Source organism: Holdemanella biformis DSM 3989 (genome assembly GCF_000156655.1).
Classification (GTDB): domain Bacteria; phylum Bacillota_I; class Bacilli_A; order Erysipelotrichales; family Erysipelotrichaceae; genus Holdemanella; species Holdemanella biformis.
In genome coordinates, this window is record NZ_DS996838.1 from 1 (window position 1) to 5,098 (window position 5,098).

At 31.1% G+C, this 5,098-nt stretch carries 6 protein-coding genes; 5 read left to right on the forward strand and 1 reads right to left on the reverse strand.

From position 1 onward, the window contains the following. Positions 1-138: 138 nt before the first annotated feature. Both EUBIFOR_RS00435 and EUBIFOR_RS00440 read left to right on the forward strand, forming a co-directional pair. Entirely contained in the window at positions 139-1,242 is a 1,104-nt protein-coding gene (locus EUBIFOR_RS00435; RefSeq protein ID WP_003863904.1) for an aldo/keto reductase, read from the forward strand. After that, positions 1,235-1,639 (forward strand): DUF1893 domain-containing protein, encoded by a 405-nt coding sequence (locus EUBIFOR_RS00440; protein WP_167528761.1) that lies wholly within the window; start codon positions 1,235-1,237, stop codon positions 1,637-1,639. The genes EUBIFOR_RS00435 and EUBIFOR_RS00440 overlap by 8 nt, the downstream gene beginning before the upstream one ends. Before the next feature lie 176 nt (positions 1,640-1,815). Here the strand turns inward: EUBIFOR_RS00440 and EUBIFOR_RS00445 are convergent, their stop codons facing one another. Further along, on the reverse strand, positions 1,816-3,114 hold the full coding sequence (locus EUBIFOR_RS00445) for an IS4 family transposase (RefSeq protein ID WP_167528762.1): 1,299 nt from the start codon (positions 3,112-3,114) through the stop codon (positions 1,816-1,818). Between the two features lie 136 nt (positions 3,115-3,250). On the opposite strand from EUBIFOR_RS00445, the gene EUBIFOR_RS00450 reads away from it, so the two are divergent. The 3 genes from EUBIFOR_RS00450 (at position 3,251) to EUBIFOR_RS00460 (ending at position 5,037) form a co-directional block, all read left to right on the forward strand. Further along, on the forward strand, positions 3,251-3,742 hold the full coding sequence (locus EUBIFOR_RS00450; RefSeq protein ID WP_147587345.1) for a Panacea domain-containing protein: 492 nt from the start codon (positions 3,251-3,253) through the stop codon (positions 3,740-3,742). After that, positions 3,729-4,211 carry a hypothetical protein gene (locus EUBIFOR_RS00455; protein ID WP_003863908.1) on the forward strand — a complete coding sequence of 161 codons (483 nt, stop codon included), beginning with the start codon at positions 3,729-3,731 and terminating at the stop codon, positions 4,209-4,211. Before EUBIFOR_RS00450 ends, EUBIFOR_RS00455 begins: the two co-directional genes overlap by 14 nt. Positions 4,212-4,566: 355 nt before the next feature. Further along, the gene (locus EUBIFOR_RS00460; protein WP_003863909.1) at positions 4,567-5,037 is read left to right on the forward strand and encodes a hypothetical protein; all 471 of its coding nucleotides are present in this window, start codon (positions 4,567-4,569) and stop codon (positions 5,035-5,037) included. Positions 5,038-5,098: the final 61 nt, after the last annotated feature.

Consider the following 5,098-nt stretch of genomic DNA (forward strand, 5'->3'; position numbering starts at 1 on the left):
ACTTTTTTTAAAAAAATATCAAAAAACCTTTTATATATACATATTATATATACATAATTTCGTAAATTTTTAAATTATTATTTCTATTAAACAATATAGTGGTACTATAATTCAGTTATATATTATAGGAGGAATTTTATGAAGAAATTAGGTTTTGGATGTATGAGATTGCCATTAACAAATCCAGAAGATCCAACTTCAGTGGATTTAGAACAATTTTGTGAAATGATTGATACTTTTATGGATAATGGATTTACATATTTTGATACAGCTTATCCTTACCATCAAAAACAGAGTGAATTATTTGTTAAAAAGGCGTTAGTTGAAAGGTATCCACGAAATTCATTTACTTTAGCTGATAAATTACCAGTTCCATTCATGAAAGTAAAAGAAGATGCAAAAAGAATTTTTGATGAACAATTGGAAAAATGTGGAGTTAATTACTTTGATTATTATCTTCTGCATTCTTTAAATCGTAATCATTACCAAGCTGCTTTAAAATTTGGTTGTTTTGATTTTATTAAAAAAATGAAAGAAGAAGGTAAAATTAGAGAAATTGGATTCTCATTTCATGATACTGCTGATATTCTAGATCAAATTTTGACTGAACATCCTGAAATGGATTTTGTTCAACTTCAAATCAATTATTTAGATTGGAATAGTGAAAGTGTGCAATCAAAATTATGTTATGAAACAGCTGTTAAACATGGAAAGCAAGTGGTTATTATGGAACCTGTAAAAGGTGGAAGCCTTGTCCAAGTTCCTCAAAATATCAAAACCCAGTTACAACATCTTGACAACTCACTATCTATTGCTTCATGGGCTATTCGTTTTGCAGCAAATCTTAAAAATGTTCGTGTAGTACTAAGCGGCATGTCAAATCTAGAACAATTAAACGATAATATTTCATATATGAAAGAATTTAAACCTTTGACACAAGAAGAAAATAATTTTTTGATTAAACTAGGTGATCAAATTCGAACATCCATCGCAATTCCATGTACTGCATGTAACTATTGTACTCCTGGATGTCCAAAACAAATCTGTATACCAGAATACTTTAGGTTATTCAATAAAAGAAAACAAAATCTATCTAGCGGTAAATCAAAAGAGTATGAAGATTTAAAAAATGAACATGGAAGGCCATTAGATTGTATTGAATGTGGACAATGTGAGCGTGTATGTCCACAAAAGCTTCCTATTATCAGTAATCTAAAGAAAGTAGCTGGTGAATTTGAATAAATTTATTGCGCGTAGAGACAATAAAATCTTTTATTGTTCCAATGAAATTGGAGTAAAGCCAATTTTATCAAAACTTAATGAAAATATTGATTTTTATAAAGATGCAGATATAGAAGATACAGTTGTAGGTAAAGCAGCTGCTTGTCTGTATGTACTCGCAAAAATTAAATATGTTTATGCACATACTTTAAGTGAAACCGCAAAAATATATTTAGAAAATAATAATGTTTCTTTCAAGTATGATGAACTTGTTAAGGAAATCCGAAATAGGACAAACACAGATATATGTCCATTAGAAAAATCCGTGATTCATATAGATGATCCAGTTGCCGCAAAAATCGCATTAGAAAATACAATTAAAGAATTAATGAATCTGAAAAAAGCCAAGTCTAAGTAAATAAAGACTTGGCTTTTGAATATAAAAGGCAAAAAAAAAGGACCCGGCAGCTCAATGTCATTTAGTTAAGAATGGCCAGACTGTTTAGATTGATACATCTAGGCAGTCTTTTTGTTTATCGCCACGACAAAAACTGCAGCACTTCTGCTACATCGTTGAGCATATGGTTATAAGTGTCAATCAAAACGATAATTAAAGGAGACTGGAGCTTTAGGTTTCAGCTTTCTTTTGTTCTGTCGGTCTCTACGAATTGGAAGAATTTCTTTGGCAATCACATCACAGATATAAGATGGAACTTTTGCCTTTTTGAGATGCTCACGAATGATATGAAAACCTTGAACAAAGTTGAGCTGATATTCATATTTACGTTTTCGTTTGGCAATATCAATTCCATTGGTAATACGACTACAGAAGTTATAAAGAATCATCTTTGCATAGATTTCCTGTTCAATCAGGTTTCGTTTCTTAGAATGCAGTGTATTTAAATCTAAATCATATTTTAGCTCACGATAACTTGTTTCGATTTCCCAGCGTAAATGATATAGCTCTTTGATATCCTGCATACTGAATTCATTTTTATCTAGATTGGTTACGATACATTCATATGTATCCTCCGTAATCTTAAAGCGAACCACTCGACATTCAAAATCATAAAATGGAGCATCCTCAAAGTAGTCGAATCGTTGATTCTGTGGCACAAACTTATAGATTTCAGGATGTGCTTTGATTTCATTCGTCTGTTTTGTGGTTAATGTGCGCTTAACTATTAAATCAAATTCATCATCAAGAAATGGACCAAAGCTACGTAACATACCAGTAGAATGAATATCCTTGACTCGAACTAGATATTTATTTCCAGATAAATGAATCTTTTCAAAAGAATTAATGGATTCATACCCTCGGTCGGCAATAAAAATAGCTTTATCCCCTTTATAACGTTCTACCATTTTATTCAATGCATCCCGTTCATCCTGTACAGCTTGTCCCTGTAAAATAACATCATCATAGGTGTATTCTAAAATATCATAGCTGGTATTTAGATGAAAAGCAGAGAACGGCTTATCGGAATTGTTGGCCTTTTGGATTGTTGTTTTCTTATCCTTGATTTCAGAAGTAATAGGTAATGTAGAACCATCTACAGCTAAAAGACGGTATCCATTATATAACTTAGGCTTTCTTGTTCTGCCATTAAATAAATTGAATAAAATATGAAAAGTATCAGGTTTAATTTTATCTCTTGCCTGTATAAAAGAAGACACAGTTGGCGTATCTAGGTTGTATCCAAACAGTTTATACAGTTCATCTTTTAATGAGCCACCTTCTAATAATAGGACGTTCATCAGTGTGCTTCCGAACAGATGTTTTCTTTTGCGAGTAAAATCCTTTTCTGGATTGATAACAAATAGTGAAGAGGATTCATCCAATTGATGTATACATTGTTTTAGTATTTTTTTCATATGTTTAAATTTGTTCACAAGTATTCCTCCCGTAACAGTGTACTTATAAACAAATAACATATTCACAATTGTTTTATATGCAAACTCATGCTATAAACATGATATAATTAATGTGGAAATAGTAATGGGAAATTCAATTATAGGGGTGATGTTAATGAAATTAGAAAGAGTTATTTCAGTAAATGCAGATATTACTGATGTTGCTAATTGGTTTTTATTAAAAGAAGATATGTCTCATAAAAAAATACAAAAACTTTGTTATTATGCAGAAGCGTGGAGCGAAACACTATTAGATGCACCAATATGTAAAAATAATGAATTTCAGGCATGGATTCATGGTCCTGTGAATTTAAAATTATGGAATATATATAAAGATTACGGATGGAGCCTTATCCATTTACAATGCACTAAGTCAGAAGAAGATTCGTTATTTTCTAAATTTTCGGATTCTCAGCTTGAAATATTAAATTCGGTTTGGCATTCTTATGGTGCTTACTCAGCAGACACTTTAGAGGCACAAACACATAGTGAAACTCCATGGCAAGAACAAAGAGGGAATTTGCAAATGTTTGCACCTTGTTCAAAAGTGATATCTGTTGAAACAATGAAACGTTATTATGGAGAAATAGCTGATGAGCAAAGCTAATCAGAATACCACAACATACAGAAATCTATCAAAAAGAGATGTGGTTAATGTGAAAACTAAATCGCCAAACCTTAATTTTAAGTTTTTACATCTCATGCACTCAAAAGATTTAGAATATTTGCACACTACACAGCGGAAACATAACTGCGGTTATTTCACTGATTTAGAAGAATTTATTTATGAGTTTAGCTGCTTTAGTACTTTAGAAAAAGCAATTCAAGAATACACGTCTAAAAATGGAAGTAAAATAAGTAAAAACAAAAATTCGTATGTAAAAAATCTTATCAAGAAATTTAAAGCCATTGATACTGAAGATAGCAATAAATTAATTGGGAAATCAAATGAATTAAGAGAATTGGAACATATGCATCTAAAAAAAGGTGGCAAGGGAGCTTTTGTTATATTTGGTATAACATACGAAAATTCTTTTTATGTATTAGATATGAACCCTGAACATGATTTTGATTAGAACATATTATAAGGAATATAAAATCAAACACTTTCGTACAGCGTAAAGTCCTCATTTACATTTTACACTATATGTGGTATATTACAGATGTAGATAGAGGTTCTATCTAAATGTTATTATCTTTGTCATCCTCTTTATTAGGGTTCTGACCGATTGTCCTAAGTCAGCAACAAGTCGCTTTGCAAAAAGTAGAGGTAGAAAAAAACTAACGGCAGCTTATTAGGGTTCTGACCGATTGTCCTAAGTCAGCAACAAGTCGCTTTGTAAAAAGTAGAGGTAGAAAAAAACTAACGGCAGCTGAGGATGGCATATATTAGCATCTTATATAGATGCTTTTTTTAGTATTGGAGATATTATGGCTACAAGATTTTTGAGAATAAATGACGATTTTAGAGATTCTTTAGAAGAAACATTAGATAGAAATAATTGTTCTGGAAAAGTGAGACCATATTATTGTGGAATTCCTTATGAAGATAAGATTATTCTTGTGCCATTACGTAGTAGATGCCCTAGAAGTTATTCGATTCCTATTTATAATACAGGTGGCAGAGCAAGACCAGGTCTTGATTTTTGCAAAATGATAATAATAGACAGAAGTGAATTAAGTCACAATACTTCAAGTGTAACAGTTAACGGTAACATCGTTGATGATTTGAACAGAAAGCAAAATCAAATACTTGCAATGGTTCGGCAAACGGTCAGAGATTATAAAGCTATGAAAGAAAAAGTCGAAAACAATATGGACTTATCTTCTGATGAAAAATTCTTGAAAATGCGTTCAACTTTGAGGAATTGGGAAAACATTATTATATATTGGTATGTTTAAAAAAGCGCCTACGAAAAATCGTAGACGTTTTTATTTAAGTTTATTTAACTAAATGACATTG